This window comes from Caballeronia concitans (assembly GCF_001544615.1).
Lineage (GTDB): Bacteria > Pseudomonadota > Gammaproteobacteria > Burkholderiales > Burkholderiaceae > Caballeronia > Caballeronia concitans.
In genome coordinates this window covers 34,849-56,426 of record NZ_FCNV02000005.1, presented here as the reverse complement: position 1 = coordinate 56,426, position 21,578 = coordinate 34,849, and the positions used below count along the sequence as shown (strand labels likewise).

General features: G+C 64.8%; 21 protein-coding genes. 7 read left to right on the top strand and 14 right to left on the bottom strand.

Translation table 11 applies throughout. The annotated features are described in order from the left end of the window. Positions 1-30: 30 nt before the first annotated feature. The 4 genes from AWB72_RS14480 to AWB72_RS14465 all read right to left on the bottom strand — a co-directional run bounded on the left by AWB72_RS14480 (position 31) and on the right by AWB72_RS14465 (position 4,141). Entirely contained in the window at positions 31-1,263 is a 1,233-nt protein-coding gene (locus AWB72_RS14480) for a porin (RefSeq protein WP_040048440.1), read from the bottom strand. Positions 1,264-1,779: 516 nt separating this feature from the next. Beyond that, positions 1,780-2,061 (bottom strand): hypothetical protein, encoded by a 282-nt coding sequence (locus AWB72_RS14475; protein ID WP_040048439.1) that lies wholly within the window; start codon positions 2,059-2,061, stop codon positions 1,780-1,782. Between the two features lie 139 nt (positions 2,062-2,200). Beyond that, positions 2,201-3,361 (bottom strand): Rieske 2Fe-2S domain-containing protein, encoded by a 1,161-nt coding sequence (locus AWB72_RS14470; protein ID WP_040048438.1) that lies wholly within the window; start codon positions 3,359-3,361, stop codon positions 2,201-2,203. 144 nt (positions 3,362-3,505) lie between these two features. Then, the gene (locus tag AWB72_RS14465; protein WP_040048437.1) at positions 3,506-4,141 is read right to left on the bottom strand and encodes a DUF938 domain-containing protein; all 636 of its coding nucleotides are present in this window, start codon (positions 4,139-4,141) and stop codon (positions 3,506-3,508) included. Between the two features lie 277 nt (positions 4,142-4,418). On the opposite strand from AWB72_RS14465, the gene AWB72_RS14460 reads away from it, so the two are divergent. From AWB72_RS14460 to AWB72_RS14450, 3 genes are all read left to right on the top strand, one after another. Beyond that, complete coding sequence (locus AWB72_RS14460) at positions 4,419-4,961, top strand: ankyrin repeat domain-containing protein (RefSeq protein ID WP_040048436.1); 543 nt, start codon at positions 4,419-4,421, stop codon at positions 4,959-4,961. A gap of 112 nt (positions 4,962-5,073) precedes the next feature. Continuing rightward, positions 5,074-6,255, top strand: coding sequence for a hypothetical protein (locus AWB72_RS14455; RefSeq protein WP_052449641.1), 1,182 nt, complete (start codon positions 5,074-5,076; stop codon positions 6,253-6,255). 32 nt (positions 6,256-6,287) lie between these two features. Further along, a complete protein-coding gene (locus AWB72_RS14450) occupies positions 6,288-7,526 on the top strand; it encodes an MFS transporter (RefSeq protein WP_040048435.1) in 1,239 nt (412 codons plus the stop codon). Between the two features lie 27 nt (positions 7,527-7,553). On the opposite strand, the gene AWB72_RS14445 is transcribed toward AWB72_RS14450, so the two are convergent. Further along, positions 7,554-8,945, bottom strand: coding sequence for an FAD-containing oxidoreductase (locus AWB72_RS14445; RefSeq protein WP_040048434.1), 1,392 nt, complete (start codon positions 8,943-8,945; stop codon positions 7,554-7,556). A gap of 165 nt (positions 8,946-9,110) precedes the next feature. On the opposite strand from AWB72_RS14445, the gene AWB72_RS14440 reads away from it, so the two are divergent. Both AWB72_RS14440 and AWB72_RS14435 read left to right on the top strand, forming a co-directional pair. Continuing rightward, positions 9,111-10,424 (top strand): cation:proton antiporter, encoded by a 1,314-nt coding sequence (locus AWB72_RS14440; RefSeq protein ID WP_040048433.1) that lies wholly within the window; start codon positions 9,111-9,113, stop codon positions 10,422-10,424. Positions 10,425-10,456: 32 nt separating this feature from the next. Next, positions 10,457-11,041 carry a P-loop nucleotide/nucleoside kinase family protein gene (locus AWB72_RS14435; RefSeq protein ID WP_040048432.1) on the top strand — a complete coding sequence of 195 codons (585 nt, stop codon included), beginning with the start codon at positions 10,457-10,459 and terminating at the stop codon, positions 11,039-11,041. Between the two features lie 8 nt (positions 11,042-11,049). On the opposite strand, the gene AWB72_RS14430 is transcribed toward AWB72_RS14435, so the two are convergent. Both AWB72_RS14430 and AWB72_RS14425 read right to left on the bottom strand, forming a co-directional pair. Beyond that, positions 11,050-12,168: a saccharopine dehydrogenase family protein gene (locus AWB72_RS14430; RefSeq protein WP_040048431.1), complete on the bottom strand. Its 1,119-nt coding sequence runs from the start codon at positions 12,166-12,168 to the stop codon at positions 11,050-11,052. A gap of 140 nt (positions 12,169-12,308) precedes the next feature. Next, on the bottom strand, positions 12,309-12,764 hold the full coding sequence (locus tag AWB72_RS14425; protein ID WP_040048573.1) for an Lrp/AsnC family transcriptional regulator: 456 nt from the start codon (positions 12,762-12,764) through the stop codon (positions 12,309-12,311). A gap of 277 nt (positions 12,765-13,041) precedes the next feature. On the opposite strand from AWB72_RS14425, the gene AWB72_RS14420 reads away from it, so the two are divergent. Continuing rightward, positions 13,042-13,575, top strand: coding sequence for a Spy/CpxP family protein refolding chaperone (locus AWB72_RS14420; protein WP_040048430.1), 534 nt, complete (start codon positions 13,042-13,044; stop codon positions 13,573-13,575). A gap of 112 nt (positions 13,576-13,687) precedes the next feature. After that, complete coding sequence (locus tag AWB72_RS14415; protein ID WP_040048429.1) at positions 13,688-14,116, top strand: PGDYG domain-containing protein; 429 nt, start codon at positions 13,688-13,690, stop codon at positions 14,114-14,116. A 17-nt stretch (positions 14,117-14,133) separates the two neighbouring features. Here AWB72_RS14415 and AWB72_RS14410 read toward each other — a convergent pair whose 3' ends face one another. From AWB72_RS14410 to AWB72_RS14380, 7 genes are all read right to left on the bottom strand, one after another. Then, on the bottom strand, positions 14,134-14,499 hold the full coding sequence (locus AWB72_RS14410; protein ID WP_040048428.1) for a DUF3022 domain-containing protein: 366 nt from the start codon (positions 14,497-14,499) through the stop codon (positions 14,134-14,136). 13 nt (positions 14,500-14,512) lie between these two features. After that, entirely contained in the window at positions 14,513-15,322 is an 810-nt protein-coding gene (locus AWB72_RS14405; protein ID WP_040048427.1) for a YhfC family intramembrane metalloprotease, read from the bottom strand. 10 nt (positions 15,323-15,332) lie between these two features. Continuing rightward, positions 15,333-16,448 (bottom strand): LacI family DNA-binding transcriptional regulator, encoded by a 1,116-nt coding sequence (locus tag AWB72_RS14400; RefSeq protein ID WP_052449657.1) that lies wholly within the window; start codon positions 16,446-16,448, stop codon positions 15,333-15,335. Positions 16,449-16,559: 111 nt separating this feature from the next. Then, the gene (locus tag AWB72_RS14395) at positions 16,560-17,531 is read right to left on the bottom strand and encodes a 2-hydroxyacid dehydrogenase (RefSeq protein ID WP_040048426.1); all 972 of its coding nucleotides are present in this window, start codon (positions 17,529-17,531) and stop codon (positions 16,560-16,562) included. A 748-nt stretch (positions 17,532-18,279) separates the two neighbouring features. Further along, positions 18,280-19,563 (bottom strand): MFS transporter, encoded by a 1,284-nt coding sequence (locus tag AWB72_RS14390; protein WP_040048425.1) that lies wholly within the window; start codon positions 19,561-19,563, stop codon positions 18,280-18,282. Positions 19,564-19,650: 87 nt separating this feature from the next. After that, a complete protein-coding gene (locus AWB72_RS14385) occupies positions 19,651-20,649 on the bottom strand; it encodes a sugar kinase (protein WP_040048424.1) in 999 nt (332 codons plus the stop codon). Positions 20,650-20,705: 56 nt separating this feature from the next. Beyond that, complete coding sequence (locus AWB72_RS14380; RefSeq protein ID WP_040048571.1) at positions 20,706-21,464, bottom strand: sugar phosphate isomerase/epimerase family protein; 759 nt, start codon at positions 21,462-21,464, stop codon at positions 20,706-20,708. Positions 21,465-21,578 lie beyond the last annotated feature (114 nt).

The following is a 21,578-nucleotide window of genomic DNA, read 5'->3' as shown; positions in this document are numbered from 1 at the left end:
GCGTCCGGTTTTCCGTGAAGCAAGCGCCGCTTAGAAGCGGTGGATGATACCCACGCCTGCTGCGAACATGCTGCGCGATGCGGACGGCGTGGTCTGGAAGCCGTCGCCGATCGTCGCGTTCGCGGCCGTCTGCGCGTTGACCTGGCCGTTCGGGAACGACGGGTTCGCGAGCGTGCGGCCGTTGGCGCGCTGGAACGCTTCCAGAGCGTACAGACCGGTGCGCTTCGACAGCGAGTAGTACTGGGACAGGTTGAACTGATGGTACGAAGCTGCGTCGGTGATGCCGTTCGCTTTGCTGGCCCACGTGTAGCTGTAGCCTGCCGCGAAGTCCCACGCGCTCGATGCCTTCCAGTGCAGCACCGTCCCTGCCGTGTTGAAGACGGCTTCGTCGGTGAACTTCGAGGCGATGCCCGGAATGTACTGAACGTTCGTATACGTCGCGGTGATGTCCCACGCGCTGTTGAACGTGTAGCCGAGGCCCACGGCGAAGCGGTTCTGGGCTTGCGCGCCCTGATAACCGTTCGTCACCGCCGACACGCCCGACTGACCGGCCGTGTTCGTCGTCGATGAATCGCCGTAGACGCCGCCGCCGATCGTCGAGTTGTTGATGCGCGTGAACGCAACCGTGCCGCCGATCGGGCCTTGCGAATACTGGATCGCGGCCGACCAGGTCGAACCCTGATAGACGCTGTCAGGCACGCCTGCGAACGAGTACGAACCGCTCACCGTGAAGCCGTACAGCTTCGGCGACGTGTAGACGACCGAGTTGTTCGCGCGGTAGATCGTGTCCAGTTCGTCCAGATCGCCCGGGTGCGCGCCGAAGTAGCCCGTCAGCCAGTTCGTCGGGCTGTACGGCGCCATCAGCGTGTAATACGACGTGTACTGGCGACCCAAGGTCAACGTACCGAACGCCGGGTTCGTGAGACCGACCCATGCCTGGCGGCCGAACATTGCGTTCGTGTACTGCTGCGCGCCGCTATTGATGTTGAAGCCGGATTCCAACTGGAAGATGGCCTTATTGCCGCCGCCCAGGTCTTCAGCGCCCTTCAGGCCGAAGCGGCTGCCCGCCCAGATGCCCGATGCCATCTTGACGTTCGAGCGGCCTGCCTGCGTCTTCGCCAGGTTCGTCTGGCTGCTTTGATAAACGATCGAGTCGTCGACGATACCGTACAGCGTCACGCTGCTTTGCGCGAAAGCCGGCGCGGCGACTGCGAACGCGGTCGCGGCGATGGCGGCGGCCTGGGTCATCTTGAAGCCTTTCATTTCTTCTCCTCTTGCATCGTGCGGTATGAGCGAATCGTTCGTGATCGGACTGGAACCGGAACCAGGCGGCGCTCGCGGTTACATCGACCGTAACTTTTATCGCTGGCAAGTGTATGGCTTACCGATGGAATCCGAAAGAATCGGCTTCGTCGGTGTCGTTTTTTTTGCACCGTGTGGTTAACCAGTATTTGCGTCGAAGCAAATATTCGGCATTCGGTCGCCAGCATGACAAGAAGCTGTCAGTAACGTGGCGTCGGAGCATGACTCGCAGCGAGCAAGCCCCGTGTGACAAGGCGCAACGGCAGCCCGGTAAATATTGCCGCAGATGGCCGACGGGCCTTTCCGTTGGAAGGAGATGCGCCGAAAGGAGCTAATGTTTGGCGGCGCGGCAGGCAGAAAAAACGGGCTTGCTACGAAAGGAGGCGGAAAGCATCGGCATGGGGTGCCGTGAGACGCGAGCGACGCGTGAAAGCGGCGCGTCGCCCGGAAGGAAGGATGGAAGGACTGCAGTAAAGCTTATTGCTCGATCTTCGCCCGCAGTTCGCGCGCGGTCTCGAGCAAGCCTTCGTAGCCCGAGCGCGCGTGCGAAGGCAGATCGGGATCGCCGACGAGCGTGCCGAGCGTCTCGATCAGGCTATAGAGAATGCCCTTCGCCGCGCCGGCGGCCATGCGTCCCGCCGCGACGGATTCGTCGACGTGCGTGATCGCCGCATCGAAATGCTCGACGTTCGGATGCCGCTCGGAAAGATCGGGCGCGGTCGAGCGTGGGTCGCGCGGCTCGGTCGGGTCGCTGTTCATGATGGTCTGCCTCCGTGGCAAGTGCGAATGTCCTCGTTCCTGTATAGCGCCGCCGCGCGATGGCCGCAATCCGTGCGTGCCGCGCCGGATCGTCGCGCGGCCTGCGCGCTTCGCAAGCGCCCGAAAGCACCGTAAGCGCTCACGACGCCGGCACTTCCTGCACCGGCACGATGCGATGCACGCGCCGCGCATCGACGTCATGCGCGCCCGCCGCGCGATGCGGCACGCCGTGCTCCATCAGAAGCGCGCGCAGTTCGTTGATGACCGGAAAGACTTCGTGATTGTGGTCGGCGCCCTGCCGGTCATGCGCTTCCTGTTCGCGCTCGACGATCCATCGATCCTCCTTGAAGATGCGCTCGGTGAACCACACGAGCAGCGGCCACGCGGCATCGAGCAGGATGGGAATCTTCGGGCGGCGGATCGACAGCAGGCCGAAGGTGCGATTGGTGCGCTGTTCGGCATCGAGCGGCACGTAGGCGATCCACAGGTCCATCACCATCGCCTCGTCCTTCGTGCGGATCCTGAGCGTTTGATACGGATACTCGGTGCGAACCGTCATCACGTCTTTCTGCGTCTCATCGGGCTTGGCGCCGCGCTTCTGGCCGAACACCAGCGCCTCGCCGATCGGCTGCTTCCCCGCCTCGCGCGCGAACGTGTAGTCCACTTCGATCCAGTCCTCGCCCCGCCGCCGTCCGAGCGATCGCGCGCGCATGCTGCCCATCTGCCGCCGATGCAGGAACTGGTGGTTCATGTCCATCAGGTTCTCGTGCATGAACGTGTAATGGCACTTCACTTCCTGGCCGAAGCGGCGCGTCTTGTAGGCCGCATCGGTGGCGGAGTCGAGCGATGGAAACCTCGCGGTGTCGGCGCGAAGCGGATCGCCCGTGAACACGAAAACGAGTCCCGCTTCCTCGCGGCACGGATACGCGCGCACGCCGTTGGGAAGGCGCTCGCGTCCGAGATAGGGAATGTCGGTGCAGCGGCCGGTGCAGTCGTAGGTCCAGCCGTGATAGCAGCAGCGAATGGACTCGCCATCGACGACGCCCGCCGAAAGCGGCACCTGCCGATGCGCGCAGCGGTCTTCGAGCGCGAAGACCTTGCCCGAGTCCGTTCGCACGAGCACGATGGGATCGCCCGCGAAGCGCACGCCGTGCGCATGGCCCCGCTTCACTTCGCGCGACCACGCGAGCGGATACCAGTGATCGGGATGAATGTCGATGCGGCGCAGATCGCGCGGCTGGCTTGCGGACGTATCGACGGCACCGGTTTCCTGCTCGCCTTGCGGCAACGCTGCGTGCATGTAGGACGCCTCCGGGAGGAGTGAGATCGGATGTGAGCGCCTGTCGCGAATGCGGGCGCAAAGGAACGATCTCTCGCAGTCTACACGGCGTCGCCCGTTTCGGCGCGAGCGGACCGTCGGGTCGCGCTCGTGTGCCTGCTCACCTTATGCCCCTTCGTCCTTGACGAACACCAGACTGAAGTTGTTCGCGGGCATCGCGACGGTTTCTGCAAGCGTGAATCCGGCCTTGCGTGCGAGCGCCTCGACCGTTTCCATGTCGCGCACGCCCCAGCGCGAATCGGTGGCGCGCAGTTGCGCATCGAAGGCTTCGTTGCTTGGCGCGGTGTGCGCGCCATTGCGCCGGAACGGCCCATACAGGTACAGTACGCCCCCCGCATCGAGCCGTTCGGCCGCGCCGCGAACGAGCGCCTCGGCCGCTTCCCACGGCGCGATGTGGATCATGTTGATGCATACGATCGCCGCGACCTTGCCGATGCCCCAATCGCCGCGCGTCACGTCGATACAAAGCGGCGCGTTCAGGTTCGGCAGCCCCGCATGCGCGCGCCACGCGGCGATGGATTCGCGTGAGGCGGCGTCCGGATCGCTCGGCTGCCAGACGATGTCCGGCAACGCGGCCGCGCAATGCACCGCATGCTGTCCGGTGCCGCTGGCGATTTCCAGCACGACGCCGCGCTTCGGCAGCACGCGTGCGAGGACGGCTAGAATCGCATCGCGATTGCGTTCGGCGGCGGGTGCGCGGCGGCGCACGCCGGCGTCGGAATTCGATGAGGCTTGCGTCATGGAATGCGGCTGAATAAGCGGCTCGATAAGCGAAACATGTTATCGAGACTAAGGGCGCGCAGGCTGCGGCGTCAAGCGGCAGCAGCCTTTCGAAAGTCATGGCGCGAAACCTGCTGCCTGACGTCCCCATTACCGCGTCGCGATGCAAACGCGGCGCGTCGTCAAACCTGTGTATGCTGCCGATGATTCCCCGCGCCGCGCGTGATGTGCGCGGCGACATTATCGAATGCAAAAGACCACCGGCTCTGCACAGCCGCGTGTCCAACCGGAGCGAAACATGCAAGACACGAGACGCGAAGGCCCCGATGAAGACACCATTGCGTTCGCAACGGAAGTGTTCAACACCGCGCGCCGGGGCGATGCCTCGATGCTCGACGCCCTGCTTCACAAAGGCCTGCCGCCGAACCTGCGCAACGACAAGGGCGACAGCCTCGTGATGCTCGCGAGCTATCACGGCCACGCCGACGCGGTGCGCGTGCTGCTCGAACACAAGGCCGATCCGGACCTGCGCAACGACAACGGCCAGACGCCGATCGCCGGCGCGGCGTTCAAGGGCTTCAAGGACGTGATCGAAACGCTGCTCGCGCACGGCGCGGACATCGAAGGCGCATCGCCCGACGGACGCACGGCGCTGATGATCGCCGCGATGTTCAATCGCGTGGAGATCGTCGACATGCTGATCGCGCGCGGCGCGAACCCGGATGCACGCGACCAGAACGGCTTGTCCGCTCGCGAGTACGCAGCCCGAATGGGAGCAGCCGATACCGCCGCGCAGCTCGCGGGCCGGCAGCCGGGAACGGACGCATCGCCGGGCGCATGAGCGCGTGAGCGCGTGAGCGCATGCACGCACTGAGACACACGGCCGGACGCTCGCGTCGCCGGTCCACACAATACAAACCAGGAAGGTGGCCCGGACACATGGAGCTTTTGTGATGACAGGCGGTATCTCGCATCGGGGTGATGCGTTGGCCAACAATGCGGCATTCACGCTGGTTTCCGCGCCGGTTTCAGCAATACGGCGCGCCTGGCACGCCGCATCGCGCCTGATCGTACTGTTGTCCGCGCTGGCATGGCGCACGCGCGGCCTGCCGCGCTCGGCCGGCCTCGTCATGCTCGCCGCGTGCGCGCTCTCGGCATGCGGCATCTTTCCGCAGCAGACGCCCGCGCCGATCGTCGAGCACTCGTACATCCCGACTCCCGACGAAACCGAAACCGCCGATACCGAAGAGCCCGCGTCGTCCGTCGTCGTCGCGCCGGAACCGGCGTCCGCCGTGAAGCCGCCGCCCCCGCCGAAGCCGAAGCGCCGCATCGTGAAGCCGAAGCCGGTGGAGCCGGTCATCACCGCGCCCGCCGAGCCGCCCGAACCGCCGCCGCCTCCGCAGATCATTTCGACGCGCATCATGCAGCACGATCAGCTGCACGGCCTGCTCGATGCCGAAGTGCAGCGCCCCGACGGCAAGGTCGTGGGCCGCGCGGTGGACATGTACGTCGATGCCTCCGCGAAGCCGAAGCTGCTGATGGTGAACCTCGCGGGCTTCATGGGCGTCGGCGATCGCAAGGTCAATTTCCCGTGGACGGCCTTCCGCTTCGCGCCGAATTCGAAGGCCGCGCCGATCACGTTCCTCCCTCCGCCGCCGCCCGCGAAAGGCAAGCCCGCGGACCCGGTGCCGAAGCCGCAGCCCGTGAACGAGGCGCCGCCGAACTTCACGCAGCTCGTCGATTCGACGGTGACGCAGAAAAACGGCGCGCGCATCGGACGCGTGGTCGACGTGCTCGTCGATTCGCAGGCGGAGCCGCAGGCGCTCGTCGTCGATCTGTCGAGTTCGCTCGCGGCGGACAAGCGTCACGTGGCGGCGAACTGGGGCGATCTGCAGGTCGTTTCACGCAACAAGCAGCTCGTGCTTCAAATGAATTTCAACGACGCGCAGCTCAAGGCCGCGCCGACGTACGCGCCCGAACAGCCGATCAAGATCGTGTCGCCGGTCGTCCCGGCGACGCCCGCTTCATCGGCGACGGCAACCGCTGCGTCATCGGCACCATCGTCGGGCGGCGCGACGGCGTCGGGCGCGGTGGCGGCGCAGGGCTCGTCATCCGGCGCGCGCCCGGCCCGATAAACGGATCACGACATGGATAACCGATTCACGACATGGTAATTGCACGAAGTCTGCGCGCGCTCGACTGGCTGAACTTCTTCGTCGCCAACGTGCAGACCGGCTTCGGCCCGTTCATCGCTTCGTATCTCGCGGCCCACAAGTGGACGCAGGGCGAGATCGGCCTGATGCTGTCCGTCGGCACGATCAGCGCGATGGCAAGCCAGCTTCCCGCGGGCGCGCTCGTCGACGCCATGCGCAACAAGAAGTTCGCGGCGCTCTCGGCGATCATCGCGATCATCGTGAGCGCGCTATTGCTCGCCGCGAGCCCGACGTTCATCCCCGTGTTCGCGGCCGAGGTGCTGCACGGCTTTGCGAGCTGCATGCTCGTCCCGGCGATGGCCGCGATCTCCGTCGCGCTCGTCTCGCGCGCCGATCTCGGCGACCGGCTCGGCCGCAACGCGCGCTGGGCGTCGATCGGCAGCGCACTGACCGCCGCACTGATGGGCGCGTTCGGCGAATATCTGTCGCTGCGCTCGGTGTTCTTTCTGACGGCGGCGCTCGCGTTGCCCGCGATCGTCGCGCTGCGCATGATTCACTACGATGCGCCGCCCGCCGTGCCGCGCGCGCCTCCCGGCAAGCCGAAGCTCACGCCCGAAGGCGAGGAGCGCGAGTCGCTGCGCGAGTTGCTGAAGGATCGGCGCTTGTTGATTTTCGCGGCGTGCGTGGTGCTGTTCCATCTCTCGAACGCGGCGATGCTGAATCTCGCCGCCGGCGAAGTCACCGCGCACATGGGCGACAACGTTCAACTGGTGATCGCGGCGTGCATCATCGTGCCGCAGTTCATCGTGGCGGCGCTGTCGCCGTGGGTCGGACGGCAGGCGCAGAAATGGGGCCGGCGTCCTATCCTCATTCTCGGCTTCTGCGCGCTGCCGATCCGCGCGCTGCTGTTCGCGGGCGTGAGTAGCCCGTATCTGCTCGTGCCGGTGCAGATGCTCGACGGCATCAGCGCGGCCGTGTTCGGCGTGATGCTGCCGCTCATCGCCGCCGATGTCGCCGGTGGGCGCGGCCACTACAACCTCACGATCGGCTTCTTCGGGCTGGCGGCGGGCGTCGGCGCGACGCTCTCGACGGCGGCGGCGGGCTTCGCGGCCGATCGCTTCGGCACGGCGATGAGCTTCTTCGGTCTCGCCGGCGCGGGCGCGCTCGCGGTCGCTCTCGTCTGGCTGGCGATGCCGGAAACGCGCACGGAGCATGTCGCGCCGAAGGTGGAGAAGCCGCCGGTCGAGGCGTGAAGCGCGTCTCCAGCGGCTTCAGCGCCTTCAGACGAGCGGCTTCAATCCGTCCAGCAACGTCGGCACCAGTTCGCTCACGGTGGGATGCACGTGCATCGCGCGTTGCAGCGTGGTGTACGGCGCATCGGCGTTCATGATGTCGACGAAGGTGTGGATCACCTCGTCGCCTTCGATGCCGTAGATCGCCGCGCCGAGAATGCGCTTCGTGTCGGCGTCGACGAGCGCCTTCATGAAGCCGTCCGTTTCGCCGCGTTCGCGCGCACGGCCGACGCGCGTCATCGGCATCGTGGCGATGAGCGCCGCGCGGCCATCCTTTCTCACTTCCGCTTCGCTCATGCCGACGCGCGCGAACGGCGGATCGACGAACACCGCGTACGTCATGATGCGCGTGTCGACGCTGCGCGATTCGCCATCGAGCAGATTGGCCGCGACGATCTCGTAGTCGTTCCACGACGTGTGCGTGAACGCGCCGCGCCCGTTCACATCGCCGATCGCCCAGACGCCTTCCGCTTTCGTGCGCAGCTCGCCGTCCACGTCGATCAAGCCATGCCGGTTCACCGCGATGCCCGCGTGTTCCAGGCCGAGATTGTCGGTGTTCGGCGTGCGCCCGGTCGCGAAGAGCAGATGCGACGCATCGATGGCTTCATCGCCCAGCTCGATGCGCAGCCCGCCGCTCGTTTTCTGCACGCGCTTTGCTTCGGCGCCGAAACGAAACTCGACGCCCTCGCGCGCGAGCACGTCCTGCATCGCGCGGGCGACGTCTTCGTCCTCGCGCGTCAGGATGCGATCGCCGCGCACGAGCAGCGTGACGCGGCTGCCGAAGCGCCTGAACATCTGCCCGAATTCGAGCGCGATATAGCTCGCCCCGACGATCACGAGATGCGCGGGCACGTCGGTCAATTCGAGAATGCTGGAGTTGGTCAGATACGGAACGCCGTCGAGCCCGCCCAGCCCGTCGATATGCGGCACCGTCGCGCGCGTGCCCGTGTTGATGAAGATCATGTCGGCGTGAATGTCCTGCGTCGCGCCGTCGTCGCTCCGGATGGCGAGCGCGCGCGGTCCCGTGAAGCGGCCATGCCCCTTGAACACGGTGACGTTCGGCGTGCCGCGCAGCCATTGTTCGATGCCGTCGCGCGATGCGCCGATCACTTCGTCCTTGCGCGCCTTCACGCGCGCCATGTCTATCGTGATGTCGCCGCCGATATCGACGCCATACTTGGCCGCCGTCCGCGCGACATGCGCCGCGCGCGCGCTCGCCACGTACGTCTTGGTCGGCGTGCAGCCGACATTCACGCACGTGCCGCCGAAAAGATGCCGCTCGATCACCGCCGTGCGCTTGCCGCTTTCGGCGAGCCGCACGGCAAGCGGCGAACCGCCCTGCCCGGTGCCGATGACGACTGCATCGAAATGCTGTGACATGCGTAAGCCTCCGTGGCCGGTGCGTGCCTGGCCAAACATCGGACAATGCACGTGTTATTGGATCCAACGCCCGGCCATCTTACGCTCAACGCCGCCGACGGGCACGGCGCGTGCTCGCACCCATTGGATGGCTTACCCATCCTTCCGCTGTTTTCAGGGCGTTCCATGACCGAGACGATCTGGTTTCTCGTCGTCGGCGGCGTGCTCATCTTCATGGGACTCGCCGGTTCGGCGTTCAAGCGCCTGCCGATCAGCACCGCGATGTGTTATCTCGCGATCGGCTTCGCGCTCGGGCCGGGCGCGGCGAATCTGCTGCGCATCCGGCTCGACGGCGACGCCACCGTCCTGCGCCTCGTCACCGAAGTGGGCATGCTCGTGTCGCTGTTCGCGGTCGGCTTGCGGCTGCGCGTGCCGCCGACCGATCTCCGCTGGCTTTTGCCGGTGCGCTTGGGCTTCGTCGCGATGGTGCTGACCATCGTGCCGCTCACGTTCTTCTGCGTGTATGTGCTCGGCATGAGCTGGGGATCGTCGCTGCTGCTTTCGGCGATGCTCGCTCCCACCGATCCCGTTCTCGCCCACGACGTGCAGGTCGAACAGCCCGGCGACACCGATCTGCTGCGTTTCTCGTTGACGGCGGAAGGCGGCGTGAACGACGGCATCGCGATGCCCTTCGCGCTGCTCGGCCTCGCGGTATGCCGCTACGAAGCATCGCCCGACGATGCGCTCCACTGGGGCTTTCTTCTGCAAGCCGCGTGGGGCACGTTCGCCGCGCTGGCAAGCGGCTGGCTGCTCGGCGAGCTGACGGTGCGTCTCGTCGCGTATCTGCGCACGCATCATGGCGAGGCGCTCGGCTCCGAAGGCTTCTATGCGCTGGGGCTGATCGCGCTGTCGTATGGCGTCGCGGAACTGCTGCACGCGTATGCGTTCCTCGCGGTGTTCGCGGCGGGGCTTGCGACGCGTCGCGTCGAACAGAAGGCAAGCGGCGACAAGTCCGCGCGCGAAGCGGTCGGCACCGTCGATGCCGACGACGTCAGCGCCACCGCCGCCGATCCCCGGCGCGCGCACGCGTTCATGGCCGAGCGCGTGCACGGCTTCACGATCGAACTGGAACGCATCGCCGAAGTGGCGATCATGCTGATGGTCGGCGCGGTGCTCGGCGCGATGTGGCGCGAACTGTTCACGTGGCAGGCGACGCTTCTGATCGGCGCGCTCTTTCTCGTGGTGCGGCCGCTGGCAGTGGAGGCGTCGCTGATCGGCGCGGGCGCATCGCGTCCGCAGCGCCTGCTGATGGGCTGGTTCGGCATACGCGGCGTCGGCTCGTTCTACTATCTGCTCTATGCGATCGAGCACGCGCCGAAGAACGTCGCCGCGCCGCTCGTGCCGTTCGTGATCGCGGCGATCGCGGCATCGGTGATCGTGCATGGCGTGACATCGACGCCACTGATGAATCGCTATCAGCGCATTCAGAACAACGACTGAGCAACGACTGAGCAACGACTGAGAGCCGTTCCATGAAGCACCTGATCTTCTTTTGCGGGCACGCGGGCACGGGCAAGACGACGCTCGCCAGGCGCCTCTTCTCGCCGCTCATGCGCGCGACGGGCGAGCCCTTCTGCCTGCTCGACAAGGACACGCTCTACGGCGCCTACAGCGCGGCGGCGATCGGCGCGCTGACGGGCGATCCGCACGACCGCGACAGTCCGCTTTTCATCGAGCATTTGCGCGATCCGGAATACCGCGGCCTGATCGATACGGCCGCTGAAAATCTCGCGCTCAGCGTGAGCGCGGTGGTGATCGCGCCGCTGTCGCGCGAGGTGCGCGAGCGGCGGCTGTTCGATCGCGCATGGCTCGGCGTCGGCGATGACGTCGCGATCCGCGTCGTCTGGGTGCACGTGAGCGAGGATGTGGCACACGAACGCATCGTCGCGCGCGGCGATCCGAACGATGCGTACAAGCTCGCGCACTGGGAGGATTATCGGCAGCGCCTTTTCTTTCCCGACGATGCGCTCGCCGCAGACCTGCTGATGTTCGACAACGCATCCGCGTCCGACGATGACGAGGCGCGTCTGCTTGCGCGCCTCATCGCCGAAGATTAGAGAAAAGCTCAGGCCGCCGCGAGTTGCCGCGCGGTCGCGAGCGCGTTCGCGCCTTCGTACAATTTGCCGAATCGGTTGTTGAGGAACGCATCGAGCGGAACCTGCTCCTGGCGCACGAAGCCGCTTTGCGGCAGCACGCCTTCGCGGAAGAGATCGAGTTCGGCGCACACCGCGCCGGCCGTCGTGATCTGGATCGCGCTCATCGGCACGCCGCACACTTCCTTCGCGAAGATCTTGCGCGTGAACACGTCCTGCACGAGTTGCCCGCCGGGACCGCCGCGCATGCCCGTCACCGTGACGAAGATCAGCACGACATCCTGCGTCGTCGAAGGAATCGCGCGCTTGAGCATGGCCTTGAGGCCGTCGCGATCGGTGGACATGCGCAGGTCGTCCAGCAGGAACTTCATCAAATCGCGATGCCCCGGATAGCGCACCGACTTGTAATCGAGCGTCTCGACGTTGCCCGCGAGCGTTTCGCATAGCGTGCCCAGCCCGCCCGACGTGTTGAACGCTTCGTACTCGATGCCATCCAGCGAAAAATGCTCGACGCCTTCGAGCGGCTGCAGCCATTGCGTGCGGCCTTCGCGCACGGCTTCGCACGGCTGGCAATACTCGTTGATGAGCCCGTCGATGCTCCACGTCAGGTTGTATTTCAACGCGTTGGTCGGAAACTCCGGCAGCGCGCCGACGCGCATCTTCACGTCGCGCACGTTGTGAAGACGCCGCGCCAGATCGTGCGCGACGATGCCGATGAAGCCCGGCGCGAGGCCGCATTGCGGCATGAATGCCGTGTGCGCGTCGTCAGCGATGGCGCGGATCGCGTGCGTCGCGCGCACGTCCTCGGTGAGATCGAAGTAATGCACGCCCGCCGCTTTCGCCGCCGATGCCACGCTGATCGCAAGGTAATACGGCAGCGCGTTGACGAGCGCATCGAAGCCGGTGAGCGCCTGGCGCAACGCGGGCGTATCGGCGGAATCGACGCGGCGTGTCGCGATGCCGAGCGCGTCGAGTTGCGCGAGCGCGTGTTCGTCGCGGTCGAATGCGACGACATCGAAGTCCCCCGTTTCGCGCAGCAAGCGCGCGATGCCTTGGCCGATCAGGCCCGCGCCGATGAGTGCCACTTTCATTTCTTGTCTCCTGTCTGGGTGTGCATGGACGTCACACATCAGTCTAGGAGCGCGTGAATTTTGAATACAGGCACAAAGTGATGCGCATCGACGACGCATTTCGTCGTTTCGACGACGCTGCGCTGCGATACGTCGAAACCTCAACCCGCGCGATCGATCTTGCGCGCCAGGATGATCGACGTCGTCGTGCGCTCGACCCCTTCGAGCGCGCCGATTTCATCAAGCAGATCGTTGAGGCGATCGGGCGAATCGGCGCGCAGCCAGGCGACGTAATCGAACTCTCCGCTGACCGCGCAAAGCAACTGGATCTCCGGCATGCGCGCGAAGCGCTTCTGCACGTCGCGGCCGTATTTCGGCGCGATCTTGATGCCCACGTACGCCTGAATGCTGGCGTCGAGCACGTCCTGTCCGAGCCGCACGCCGTAGCCCGCGATCACGTTGTTCTTCTCGAGACGCGCGATGCGCGCGATCACCGTCGTGCGCGCGACGCCAAGCTGCCGCGCGAGATTGGCGACGCTCTCGCGCGCATTCGTTTGCAGCAGTGCGACCAGGTTGCGGTCGATATCGTCGAGTTGGTCGAGGCGCGGCGGTCTCATGTCGTCCTTTGTGGATGCGTTGTCGTTTGTGTCGATTATCGCTTTTGCATGCGGCATGCAACATGCGGCACGCAAAATGCCATCCGCACGCGGATCGCGAATTTTCCAGAGACGTATCGAATGTAAGCAGTTGTGGCAACGCAGGCGATTCGCCGCTCAATCGTGATACTAATATCGGGCGACGGCATCAACGCCCGTCTTTGCTGGTTTCAGCTGTCAGCGCACTGTCAGCGAGACGCGGCTCGCCTCTTTTTGAATCGATCGAAGGATTCCCCGAATGAAGAAAACACTCGTCGCAATCGTGGCGTCATGCGCCGTCAGCGCGGCCTTCGCGCAAACCTCCGCGCCCACCGCTGCATCCGGCGCGCAAAACGCTGCGCCGGCGGTATCGGCTGCGTCCACGCCGGGCGCTTCGAAGCGCGAAGCGCGCGTGGAAGAGCGCATCGCTCAACTGCACTCGGGCCTGAAGATCACCTCGGCGCAGGAAGCGCAATGGGCGCCGTTCGCCGACGCCATGCGCGAAAACGCACGCGCGATGGCCGATCTGTATCGGCAGCGCATCGCGCAACGCGACACAATGTCGGCGCTCGACGACATGAAGCAGTATCAGCAGATCACGCAAGCGAACGCGGACGGCACGAAGCGCCTCGTCGATGCATTCGAGCCGCTGTACGCGAGCCTCTCGCCGGAGCAGAAGAAGCTCGCCGACACGAGCTTCCGTCAGGAAGGCCACAACCACGGACGGCGCGAACACGCGCATCGCCAGCCGCGCGCGTCGGGCGCGGACGCGGCATCGGCGACCAAGCCGTAAGCGCTGTCATCGATATAAGGCAACGCAGGCCCGCATCGACCGATGCGGGCTTTTTGCACTTTGCGGCGATTACCGCTAGCATCGCGCTCCTTCCTCCACATCGGTCCATCCCATGCTCAAGCTCTCGCAACCCGATCTCGCTTCCGATCCCGCCGCGCGCCGCGTCGTCAAGAGCGAAGTGGTGAACGTCGAATTCGCGGCCGTCGCCGGCGAACTGATGAGCCTGGAAGGGCCGAACCGGTATGCGCCCGGCGACGCCATCGTCACGGGCGCGTCAGGCGAGCGCTGGGTCGTCTCGCGCGACCGGTTCGACGCGAAGTATCTGCCCGAAGGCGGCATCGCGCATGGCGAGCCGGGCATGTATCGCAACCGGCCGAGCGTCGTGCTGGCCAAACAGATGACCGAAGCGTTCTCCATCGCGCGTTCCGCGTCCGGCGACGTGCTCACCGGCGACACCGGCGACTGGGTCATGCAGTACGCGCCGGGCGACTACGGCGTCGTCAAGGCGGCGCGTTTTGCAAAGGTCTATCGCGACGCGTAAGCCTCAAGCATCACGCATCACGCGAAGTCCTCGCCCATCTCGATCTCCATTTCGCGCGGCACGGTCTCGCCGTTCGCGTGCATCTCTTCGAGCGAGCCGAGCGTCGCTTCCACATAGGCGCGCAGCACCGCATAGCTGCGCGCGTGCATGCGCGGCGGCATCGCGCGATAACGCGCAAGCGCGGCCGGATCGAAGCGAACGTCGATGGTGATGCGGCGCGCCGTCGAACCGAAACGCATCGCGACGTAGTGAATGGTCAGCGACGTGCGGCCCGCGTCGTCGATACGTTCGGCGAACTGCGTCTGGTCCGGAAAGAGATCGCTGATGACGTGCGCGAGCATGTCGATGTCCGCGCTCGGACAGTCGTATTGGTAATCGTCCATGAATGTCGGTCGTTCAGGGTTGGCGTGCGTCGATCGGCAGAGCGTCCGCGGCGCGGCGATAGTACCGCACCAGCGCCGCCGCCACGATCACGCCCAGCACGAGATAGACCGCATCGGCGGCGATGAGCGGAATGAGGCGCGCCTGAAACAGCGCGGCCGGCAAGCCGACGAGCGCATGCGCCGCGATCAGCACGCCGAGCGCGTGACGCGAACGCTCGCGCAGCATTTGCCACATCAGCGCGGAGAAACCGAGCTGGAACACGAACGCGCTCACGCGCTCGATGAGAAAGATGCCCGCCGACACCGGCGACAGGCTCAGCAGGATCATGTGAATGCGCGCGATGGCATCGAGCGGTGCGCTTTCGAAGTGCGAATCGAGCGTGCCGTTGTTCGCGAGCACCGCATAGACAATCCATTGCGCCTGAACGAGCACGCCGACGATCCACGCTTCCGCCCCGCCGTGCCCGATGCCGTATCCGAGCGCCGGCCCCTTTCTTTCCAGCGCCGCTGGCTCGCGTTCGATGAGCCATTTCATGCCGATGAAGCGCCCCACTTCCTCGCACACGCCCGCAGCCAGCGCGCCATACACGACGAACGCGACGGGATTCGCAAGCCACGCCGACGTCACCGGATTGCCGAGCATGAAGCCGTGCAGCGCGCGCTCGATGACCATCGCGAAGAGCGCGAACACCGCGATGCCGAGAATCGCCTCGCGCGGCACAAGGGCGAAGCGGCCACGCATGCGCCGATACAGCACGACCGGCATGGCCGCGACGATGAGCGTCACGAGCGCAAGGCTCGCGAGCGTCGGGAGACTGATCATTCCACTTCCTTCACTTTCCTTGCGATATTTCGTGCGTCGCTTGCGGCGGTGTATCGCCCGTCGCGCGCTGCGTCGAAGCGCGCACGACGAGTTCGCCGGGCAAGAGGCACTCGCGCGCCGGCATCGCCGCTCCGCCGAGCCGCTCGTGCAGGAACTCGACCGCCCGCCGGCCGATTTCGTAAGTCGGCTGACGCACCGCTGTCATTCCGGCAAGCTCTGCCCATTCGGAATCGTCGATGGCGAGCAGCGCCACGCTCGCCTGCCAGTCCGCGCCGTAGCGCTCCTTCAGATGCACGGCGACGCGCAACGCCACCGGCCCGTTCGCCGCGAAGAGCGCGACGCGCTTGCCCGCTGCATGCGCCGCATCGACACGCGCATCGAGTTCGCCGAGCGCGGATGCGGCATTGGCGAGATCGACGACGAGCGTCGAGCCGCTTGCGCCAAGCGACGCGATGGTCTCACGAAACGCGGCTTCGCGCAGACGCCGCGAACTGACATGCGTCACCGGCTGCACGATGAAGAGCAGTTCGTCGAAGCCCTGATCGACGAGGTGACGCGTGGCCTGCGCGACGGCGGCGGGATTGTCGAGCCCGACCATATCGGTCACGATGCCTTCGACCGTTCGATCCACCAGCACCACGGGAATGCCGCCTTGCGTGAAGCCTTGCAGCAGTTCCTCCTTGACGCCGAGCGCGTTGACGATCACGCCTTCCACGCGATACGTCGTCAGCAGTTGCAGATAGCGCCGCTCCATGTCGACTTCGTTGGCGGCATGACAGATGAGCGGCATGTAGCCGAGCGCGTGGCACGCGGCTTCGACGCCTTGCAGCACTTCGACGGAATAGGGATTCGTGAGGTCGGCGAGCAGCATGCCGATCAGCCGATTGCGGCCGCGTTTGAGGCCGCGCGCCATCTGGTTCGGGCGATAGTCGAGCTTCTCGATGGCCGCTTCGATGCGTGCGCGCAGGTCCCGCGACAGCACGCCGGTTTCGCCGTTGAGATAACGCGAAATGCTGGTCTTGCCGGTGCCGGCTTCGCGGGCCACATCGGTGATGGTGGCGCGGCGGCCATCGAAGGCGCGCGGCAGACGCGCTAGCTGTTTGGAATGGTCGGGATCGTCGGACATGTTCGTCATTGCGGCCTGCCTCCTGCGGGTGGGGCGGCGAAGCCATCCCCTGTAGATGGCGTGCGCACGCTCTTCGCATGTTAGCGCATGCGAAGAGCGGTTTCGTCGCTGTCAGCGCTTAAGCACTTCGCGATTGACGATGTTCTGCGTGAGCATACCGTCGAGCGCGGCGAGCAGGTTTTCGGCGGCATTGCGGTTCATTGCGTGACGCGTCTCATGGGTAGCCGAACCGATGTGCGGCAACGCGACCACGTTCTTCATGGCGAGCAGCGGAGAATCCGCGGGCAACGGTTCCTTTTCGAAGACATCGAGGCCGGCGGCGCGGATGGTGCCGTTCTGGAGCGCATCGATGAGCGCGGCTTCATCGACGGTCGGCCCGCGCGATGCGTTGATGAGAATCGCGCTTCGCTTCATCTTCTTCAGCTCATTCGCGCCGATGAGACCGCGCGTTTCCGGCGTGAGCGGCACTTGCAGGCAGACGAAGTCGGATTGCGCGAGGAGTTCATCGAGCGAGACGCGCCTGGCGCCATAGTCTCGTTCGGCTTGCTCGTTGGCATGGCGATTCGTGTACAGCACGTTCATGCGAAAGCCGAGCGCCGCCCGCCGCGCGACTGCCCCCCCAATGCGTCCGAGGCCCACGATGCCGAGCGTTTTGCCTTGCACGTCGACGCCGAAGCACGCTTCACCGATGCTGGCTTTCCAGTTGCCTTCCTTGACCCATTCGGCGAGTTCGACGACGCGTCGCGCGCTGGCGAGGATGAGCGCGAATACGGTATCGGCGGTGGATTCGGTGAGCACGTCGGGGGTGTGCGTGAGCACGATGCCGCGGCGCGTGAGGTCGTCGACGTCGAATTGATCGAAACCTACCGAGACGGTCGATAACGCTTTGAGGCGCGTTGCGCCTTCGATCATATCCGGCGAGATCTTCACGCTTGCGCCGATCGCGCCGTCGGCGTCTTTGAGTGCCGCTATGAACGCGGCTTTGTCCTTCGGGTCGACGGTCACCACTTCGGCGTGGTCGCGCAAGTAGGCTTCTACGTCGGACGGTAAAGGTTTATAGGCTACGATTTTTTTGCGGTTCATGGTCTGTTGTCTTTGCCCTTGCTCGGGCGGGAAGTTTTATCTGGCGGTTTGGCTTGCTTGCTGATGATGATATGCCGTTTCGGGAAGACTGTTATCGCGTCGGTCTATTGGCTCGCCCCTCCCCGGGGCGGGGGTCACTTTCTTTGCTGCTGCAAAGAAAGTAACCAAAGAAAGCAGCTTTCATTAGGCCCACTGAATTCAAGCAGTTCACCATACTTGACACCCACCCCGGCCCCGCCTAAGTGTCGCCCCCACAAAACTCACCCGGCTTGGTGCGAATAGCCACTGACCCTTCGCACCCTCGAACTTAGTGGTAAGCAGCTCATCCATCCGGCACAGCGCTCCGCGCTGCCGTCCGGTTAGAACAAGCGAAAAGCAAAGCAGAAGCAAGCAATTAGAAAAACTCACTTCCAATGCAGTGGAGGCGCTACAAGCACCAACTTACTCAGTGATTCGACTAACCCATCGGCCGCGTAGCGGGCCGGAGCTGTTTAGTGCTGTGCCAGTGAGTTTGAAGGTGCGATGACACAGTGGCTATTCGCACCAAGCCCGGTGTGGTTTGTGGGGGCGACACTTAGGCGAGTGCCACCGCGTGATTCAAGAATGGGCACACCGGGCATGCTTCGGGCGGTTTAAAGCTGCTTTCTTTGGTTACTTTCTTTGCAGCAGCAAAGAAAGTGACCCCCGCCCCGGGGAGGGGCAGCCAAATAGACCGACACGAAAACAAGCTCAACGACAAAAACGCGCATTAAGACCGTGCAACAGCACCAGTACTAACAAGGCCTTGAGGCTTAACAGCCAAAGTAAGCCAAACAGCTCCGAGCAGCGCAGCGCTCATAAAGACGTACGAGGCCGCCGGCGACCCGGTCGCCCCATTGAGATATCCCACAACGTACGATCCCACGAACGATCCCAGCGCCCCCATGCTATTGATGAGCGCCATCGCTCCGCCAGCGACATTCTTCGGCAGCAACTCGGGCACGATCGCAAAGAACGGCCCATACGGTGCATACATCGCCGCGCCCGCAATCACGAGCAACGCATAAGAAGCCCAGAAGTTACTCGATCCAAGAAGATAAGAACCCGCGAACGCAATCGCACCGATAAGCAAGAACGGCCACACGAAAATCTTGCGCGCCTGAAGCTTGTCGGAAGCCCACGAAGCGAGCAGCATCGCAATGGTCGCCGCGAGATACGGCACCGCCGAAAGCCAGCCCGTCTCGACCATGCCGAGCGTCGAACCGCTCTTCAAGATCGACGGCAACCAAAGCACGAAACCATACACGCCGATGCTCCAGCAGAAATACTGCGCGCACAGCTTGATGACCGCCGGCGACTTGAACGCTTCACCATAGTTCTTCACCGGCTTGATGGCCGCCTGCTCCGCACGCAGCGTCGCATCGAGATCGCGCTTCTCCTGGTCCGAAAGCCAGCTCACTTGCGCGGGCTTGTCCTTCACGATGAACCACCAGATCACCGCCCACACCACAGCCGGCAAACCCTCCGCGATGAACATGTGGCGCCAGCCGAACGAGTTCACGAGATAACCCGATACCACCGACATCCACAGCACCGTCACCGGATTGCCGAGAATGAGAAACGTATTCGCACGCGAGCGCTCGGACTTCGTGAACCAGTTCGCGATGAACACGAGCATCGCAGGCATCACCGCCGCCTCGACGACGCCCAGCACGAAGCGGATCACCATCAGCGATGGAATGTTGCTCACCATGCCCGTCGCCGCCGCGCAGCCGCCCCAGAGCACGAGGCTCCAGAACACCAGCTTCTTCACGCTGCGCCGCTCGGCATAGATGGCGCCGGGAATCTGAAAGAAGAAATAGCCCAGGAAAAACAGCGCGCCGATCAGCGACGACAAGCCCTTGCTGATGCCGAGATCCTGATTGATGCCCGCAGCCGCCGCAAAGCCATAGTTCGCGCGGTCGAGATAGGCAAGGCTGTACGTGATGAAAACGATCGGCATGATCGCCCACCAGCGGCGCACGGCGAGCGTAGGTGTCGAGGAAGATTGCATGTTTGTCTCCGAACGTGAGTCGGTTGAGTCTGTCGAGATGGCCTTGGTGACGGTCCGGCTCTGCTTTGGCTCTGCTTTGCCCGACGATCAGGCGATGACTGCGGCTCGGGCCGTCTTGTCGTTGGAATCCCGTGTTTCGAGTGCATCGAGCGCCGCGCGCGTCGGCAAGCCTTCGCTATCGCCGATAACCTGAATCGCCAATGCGCCGATGCGGTTGCCGCGTGCAATCGCATCGCGCACATCGCGCCCTTCGAGCAGCGCGCTGACCACGCCGACCGCGAAGCCGTCGCCCGCACCGACCGTGTCGACGACATTCGCCACCGGTACGGCCGGCACGATCCCCTCTGCGTCATCGGCGGTGCGGAAATACGCGCCGTGCGCGCCGAGCTTCACGACCACGCCTTTCGCGCCGCGATCGAGATAGAACGCCGCGATGTCCTCGGGCTTCGCGTAACCGGTGAGCGTCAGGCCCTCGCTCACGCCCGGCAAAACCCAGTCGGCGAGCGCGGCAAGCGCATTCAACGCGTCGGCCATTGCTTCGCGCGAAGGCCACAGCGTCGGGCGCAGATTCGGGTCGAACGAGATCGTCTTGCCCGCTGCACGCATTTCGCGGGCCATGTGAAAAGCGAGTTCGCGCGATGTCGCGGAGATCGCGGGGGCCACGCCCGTCAGATGCAGATGACGCGCGCCGAGCACGTAGTCGGCGGCATAGTCGTCGAGCGACAAGTGGCTCGCCGCCGACCCCTTGCGGAAGTATTCGACGGAAGGATCGCTGCCGTCGTCGCACTTGCCTTTGAGCTGGAAGCCCGTCGGATAACGCTCGTCGACGCTCACGCAGCGCGCGTCGATGCCCTCGGCGGCGAGCACGTCGAGCACGTAGCGGCCGAACGAATCGTTGCCGACGCGGCTCATCCAGCCCACCTTGAAGCCGAGCCGCGACAGGCCGATTGCGACGTTCAGATCCGCGCCGGCGATGCGTTTCGTGAACTGGCCGACCGTCGCGAGATCGCCGGTCGCGGCAGCGACGAACATCGCCATCGCTTCGCCGTAAGTGACCACATCGAGGGCTGCGTGCTGTGCTTGCATGTCGGATCCTTGTGTTCTATGCGTGATGTCTTGTGCGCGGCAATTGCATGCTGAATTCAAAACGCAGCGATGCGCGCGACTTGAACGGCGGCGTCGGCTTCGTCGCGGAACGGGTATTCGATTGCGCGCGGCACGTCCGACGGCAGGCGCGCGAGTAACGCGGCAAACGCTGCGTCGTCATGCGCGGGCGCGACGGCGAAGCGGCGCGCGCCCTCGCCTTGCGTCGTCTTGCAGTGGACATACGCGACGTGCGGCGCAAGCCGCTTCGCGGCGTCGAGCGGATCGACATCCGCCCAGCGCCAGTTGCCCGTATCGAACGTCATGGCGAGGCCGCTTGCAGCCGGCAGTGCGGCGAACAGTGCTTCGAATGCGCTAGGCAGACCGCCCGCTTTCATCTGTCCGTTTTCGACGACGACCCGCGCATGCGAGCCGCCAATTGCATTCATCATGCAATCAATGGTCGCGGCATCGGTGGCGACGCTGCCTTCCAACCCTCCCAACTGCAGCTTCACGATGCGCGCGCCGAGCGCATGCGCCTCGTCGATCGCGAGTGTGAGCGCGTTGCGATCCAGCGATCCGTCCGCGCGAAAGAGCGTCGCGGGCGTCGAATGCACGGACCAAAGCCCCGCAGCGTGGATACGCTCGCCGAGACGCGCCAGCGCATCGAGGTGCGTGTCGGCGTCGTCGGCGAACAATTCGCGGCGGACTTCGAAGCCGTCCGCGCCCGCGAGCGCGGCCCTCTCGGCCCAGAAGGCGTGGCCGTCAAGACGGATCGCATCGACGCCGAATGCGCTCGCGACGATCACCACTTCCATGCTTTTCGTGCTTTCCACCACGCTCTCTCGCCTTGTCTGGAACCGGTTCCATTTCCCGGTTAGAAAAAAGACGCCGGAGCGCCTTGTCTGAGGACGAATAGTGCGCTCGACGCT

Coding starts and splice junctions, on each gene's coding strand:
- AWB72_RS14480 (WP_040048440.1), bottom strand. CDS start 1,263: ATGAAAGGCTTCAAGATGACCCAGGCCGCCGCCATCGCCGCGACCGCG.
- AWB72_RS14475 (WP_040048439.1), bottom strand. CDS start 2,061: ATGAACAGCGACCCGACCGAGCCGCGCGACCCACGCTCGACCGCGCCC.
- AWB72_RS14470 (WP_040048438.1), bottom strand. CDS start 3,361: ATGCACGCAGCGTTGCCGCAAGGCGAGCAGGAAACCGGTGCCGTCGAT.
- AWB72_RS14465 (WP_040048437.1), bottom strand. CDS start 4,141: ATGACGCAAGCCTCATCGAATTCCGACGCCGGCGTGCGCCGCCGCGCA.
- AWB72_RS14460 (WP_040048436.1), top strand. CDS start 4,419: ATGCAAGACACGAGACGCGAAGGCCCCGATGAAGACACCATTGCGTTC.
- AWB72_RS14455 (WP_052449641.1), top strand. CDS start 5,074: ATGACAGGCGGTATCTCGCATCGGGGTGATGCGTTGGCCAACAATGCG.
- AWB72_RS14450 (WP_040048435.1), top strand. CDS start 6,288: ATGGTAATTGCACGAAGTCTGCGCGCGCTCGACTGGCTGAACTTCTTC.
- AWB72_RS14445 (WP_040048434.1), bottom strand. CDS start 8,945: ATGTCACAGCATTTCGATGCAGTCGTCATCGGCACCGGGCAGGGCGGT.
- AWB72_RS14440 (WP_040048433.1), top strand. CDS start 9,111: ATGACCGAGACGATCTGGTTTCTCGTCGTCGGCGGCGTGCTCATCTTC.
- AWB72_RS14435 (WP_040048432.1), top strand. CDS start 10,457: ATGAAGCACCTGATCTTCTTTTGCGGGCACGCGGGCACGGGCAAGACG.
- AWB72_RS14430 (WP_040048431.1), bottom strand. CDS start 12,168: ATGAAAGTGGCACTCATCGGCGCGGGCCTGATCGGCCAAGGCATCGCG.
- AWB72_RS14425 (WP_040048573.1), bottom strand. CDS start 12,764: ATGAGACCGCCGCGCCTCGACCAACTCGACGATATCGACCGCAACCTG.
- AWB72_RS14420 (WP_040048430.1), top strand. CDS start 13,042: ATGAAGAAAACACTCGTCGCAATCGTGGCGTCATGCGCCGTCAGCGCG.
- AWB72_RS14415 (WP_040048429.1), top strand. CDS start 13,688: ATGCTCAAGCTCTCGCAACCCGATCTCGCTTCCGATCCCGCCGCGCGC.
- AWB72_RS14410 (WP_040048428.1), bottom strand. CDS start 14,499: ATGGACGATTACCAATACGACTGTCCGAGCGCGGACATCGACATGCTC.
- AWB72_RS14405 (WP_040048427.1), bottom strand. CDS start 15,322: ATGATCAGTCTCCCGACGCTCGCGAGCCTTGCGCTCGTGACGCTCATC.
- AWB72_RS14400 (WP_052449657.1), bottom strand. CDS start 16,448: ATGTCCGACGATCCCGACCATTCCAAACAGCTAGCGCGTCTGCCGCGC.
- AWB72_RS14395 (WP_040048426.1), bottom strand. CDS start 17,531: ATGAACCGCAAAAAAATCGTAGCCTATAAACCTTTACCGTCCGACGTA.
- AWB72_RS14390 (WP_040048425.1), bottom strand. CDS start 19,563: ATGCAATCTTCCTCGACACCTACGCTCGCCGTGCGCCGCTGGTGGGCG.
- AWB72_RS14385 (WP_040048424.1), bottom strand. CDS start 20,649: ATGCAAGCACAGCACGCAGCCCTCGATGTGGTCACTTACGGCGAAGCG.
- AWB72_RS14380 (WP_040048571.1), bottom strand. CDS start 21,464: ATGGAAGTGGTGATCGTCGCGAGCGCATTCGGCGTCGATGCGATCCGT.